The organism is Oleiphilus sp. HI0132, from assembly GCF_001635845.1.
The window spans coordinates 1-3,077 of record NZ_LWGJ01001113.1 but is presented as its reverse complement, the minus strand read 5'-3'; the positions used below and the strand labels follow the sequence as shown (position 1 = coordinate 3,077).

Genomic DNA, 3,077 nt, shown 5'->3' with positions numbered 1-3,077 from the left:
CCCAAGTCATTGAGAATTTATACACGTTAGCAGGTTATTAATGTGAAAGAAGGTTTGTCTGATTTTATAAGACATAGAAAAGAAGATTTCCAAGACTACTTGGGGGGCGGAATGTTGGCTAAAGCTATTGGTGGTGCTTTGGGTGTCTATTTACTTTTGTCTGTTATTCTAGGTTTTTGGTGGAGTTCTGAGCCGGAAATTACCGATGTTGTTCAGTACTCTCATGAACAGGCCGAGTTGATGCAGCACCAGCCGGTTCCTGGCTTTGCGACAACAGCAACGATGATCTATTTGATGGAAACGCTGATGGATAAGTCGGGAGGCTACATTAGCAATGATATTTTTCCGCCTGGTTTATGGCTGGATAATATTACTAATTGGGAATATGGCGTGCTGGTTCAGGTTCGTGATTTGGCCAGGGTCTTTCGTAAGGAGTTGAGCCGGTCTCAAAGCCAGTCGGTTGAAGATAAGGACTTAACGATTGCAGAGCCCCAGTTTCATTTCGATAACAGTAGTTGGGCACTTCCGGCCAGTGAGTCGGAATATCGTCGTGGCGTGAAGGCAGCGCGTAGTTACCTAGCGCGTCTCTCTGACCCTCAACAACCGGACGCTCAGTTCTATGCGCGAGCAGATAATTTAAGAAGTTGGCTATCTGAAGTCGAGAATCGTTTAGGGAGTTTGTCGCGCCGTTTGAGTGAAAGTGTTGGTCGCCAGCAGCTTGACTTGGGTTTGGCGGGCGATGCAAGTGCTCAGCAGTCGACAGCTGCAGAAGGTGCTCAGGAGCGTAAGACTGCTTGGATGGAAATAGACGATGTGTTTTATGAAGCACGCGGTACGGCTTGGGCGCTGGTGCATATACTAAAAGCAATAGAGCATGACTTTAAGGCAGTGCTGATCAATAAGAATGCTTTGGTAAGCTTGCAGCAGATAACACTGGAATTGGAAGCGACTCAAGAGGCTGTTTGGAGTCCGATGATTCTAAATGGTAGTGGCTTTGGGATGTTGGCTAATCATAGCTTGACAATGTCTTCGTATATCTCAAGAGCATCAGCGGCCATTATCGACTTGCGCAGTTTGCTTCAGCAGGGCTAACTTTCTAGCACTCGTGAAGTGCAGATAGTAAAAAGGCCGCTGATGCGGCCTTTGTTATATAGAGCTAAGCGCTACAACTTACTTATTGTAGTTCGCTACAGACTTCTCGATTGACTTACGAGCAGCATCTGCATTTTCCCAGCCTTTTACTTTTACCCACTTGCCTTTCTCAAGCTCTTTGTAACGCTCAAAGAAGTGCTGGATCTGTTCTTTCAGTAACACTGGAATATCTTCAATATCCTGAATATCTTTGTACTCAGGAGATAGCTTGTCGTGAGGTACCGCTACTAGCTTCTCATCACCACCCGCTTCATCGTCCATGTCTAGCATGCCGATTGGGCGACAACGAATTACTGAGCCAGGTATAACTGGATATGGTGTGATAACCAATACATCTAATGGATCACCATCGTCAGCCAAAGTGTGCGGGATAAAACCGTAGTTTGCTGGGTAGAACATTGGCGTGGACATGAAACGGTCAACTACAACAGCTCCCATGTCTTTGTCGATTTCATATTTTACCGGGCTGCTTTGAGCTGGGATTTCAATTACGACGTTAATGTCGTTAGGAATGTCTTTTCCTGCTGGAATGTTGTCAAAAATCATAGCTTTGTCCTGTCGTTAATAAGCGGTGTTACTGACCTGAATTTTTTCGCAGAGCGATAAAGTGCGCGATTATACGGCTTCGTGCATTTTTACGCCAGATTCAGAGCCAACAAACAGCAGATCTGCGGGTCTAAGTGCAAATAAACCGTTAGTGACTACGCCTGTAAGGTTGTTGATTTCGGCTTCGAGCTTCTTCGGTTCGAGAATCTTCATGTTGTGAACGTCTAGAATATGATTGCCGTTGTCTGTTACGAAGCCTTCTCTATAAACCGGGTCACCACCAAGTTTGACAATTTCCCGGCCTACCAGGCTGCGTGCCATAGGGATAACTTCAATTGGAAGTGGGAACTCACCTAACAAGCCAACTTGCTTGGAGGCATCTACAATGCAGATGAATTTTTTGGCAACAGCAGCAACGATTTTCTCTCGAGTAAGTGCACCGCCGCCGCCTTTGATGAGCTCTAGTCGCTCGTTGCTTTCATCTGCGCCATCGACATAAAACTCCATTTCATCTACTGAGCCCAGCGCGTAAACAGGAATGCCATGGCTTTTTAGTCTTTCCGCTGTTGCTTCGGAGCTGGCCACTGCGCCATCAAACTGATGTTTGATTTTAGCAAGGTGATCAATGAAGAAATTCGCTGTCGACCCGGTGCCGACGCCGATGATGCTATCGTTATCCAACTTCGGCTGGATATAGTCAATAGCAGCTTGGGCGACTGCGCTTTTTAATTGATCTTGGTTCATGCATGCTCCGCTAGGGTAAATATCTGATTATGGCGTATTGATCGTTATAAATGGCATTATAATGCCCGACAATAAGTGAGAAAAGGATTATGATTGTTTGTGCTCACTTCGATGCTTATTTTTCTCTAGCTATCAGGTATTGAGCAGGGTATTAAAATTATATTAAGTCTGCCTATACGCTGTTTGTCTATATGTCAGCCCTATAAGTGAAGAGTTCCAAGATGCCAATTAACCGTTATATCAAGAAAATACTTGATGCCAGAGTTTATGATGTTGCTATTGAATCGCCGGTGACACATGCGCCGCTATTGTCGGAGCGTTTTGATAATCAAATATACCTTAAAAGAGAAGACCTGCAGCCTGTATTCTCTTTTAAGCTTCGTGGAGCCTATAACCGTGCTCGTTTACTCACAGATGAAGAAAAAGCAGCTGGCGTGATTGCGGCTTCTGCCGGTAATCATGCGCAAGGGCTTGCTTTAGCTGCGCAGAAGCTTGGTATCGACGCGACTATCGTTATGCCAAAAACGACCCCTGAAATTAAGGTTAACTCGGTCAGGGCGAAGGGCGCAAAAGTTGAACTCGTTGGTGATGCCTTTGATGAAGCTTCCGCTTATGCCTTAGAAAAGGTAAAGAAA

General features: G+C 45.4%; 4 protein-coding genes. 2 read left to right on the top strand and 2 right to left on the bottom strand.

The genetic code is table 11. The features are described from left to right. The first annotated feature begins 42 nt into the window (after positions 1-42). Complete coding sequence (locus tag A3766_RS14740; protein WP_068512200.1) at positions 43-1,092, top strand: DUF2333 family protein; 1,050 nt, start codon at positions 43-45, stop codon at positions 1,090-1,092. 78 nt (positions 1,093-1,170) lie between these two features. Here the strand turns inward: A3766_RS14740 and ppa are convergent, their stop codons facing one another. Together ppa and rpiA are read right to left on the bottom strand one after the other, a co-directional pair. After that, positions 1,171-1,698, bottom strand: coding sequence for an inorganic diphosphatase (gene ppa, locus A3766_RS14735; protein ID WP_068512204.1), 528 nt, complete (start codon positions 1,696-1,698; stop codon positions 1,171-1,173). Between the two features lie 69 nt (positions 1,699-1,767). Next, positions 1,768-2,442 (bottom strand): ribose-5-phosphate isomerase RpiA, encoded by a 675-nt coding sequence (gene rpiA, locus A3766_RS14730; RefSeq protein WP_068512208.1) that lies wholly within the window; start codon positions 2,440-2,442, stop codon positions 1,768-1,770. A gap of 221 nt (positions 2,443-2,663) precedes the next feature. Between rpiA and A3766_RS14725 the strand changes: the two genes are divergently transcribed. After that, a partial coding sequence (locus A3766_RS14725; RefSeq protein ID WP_156508912.1) for a pyridoxal-phosphate dependent enzyme occupies positions 2,664-3,077 on the top strand: 414 nt, incomplete at its 3' end.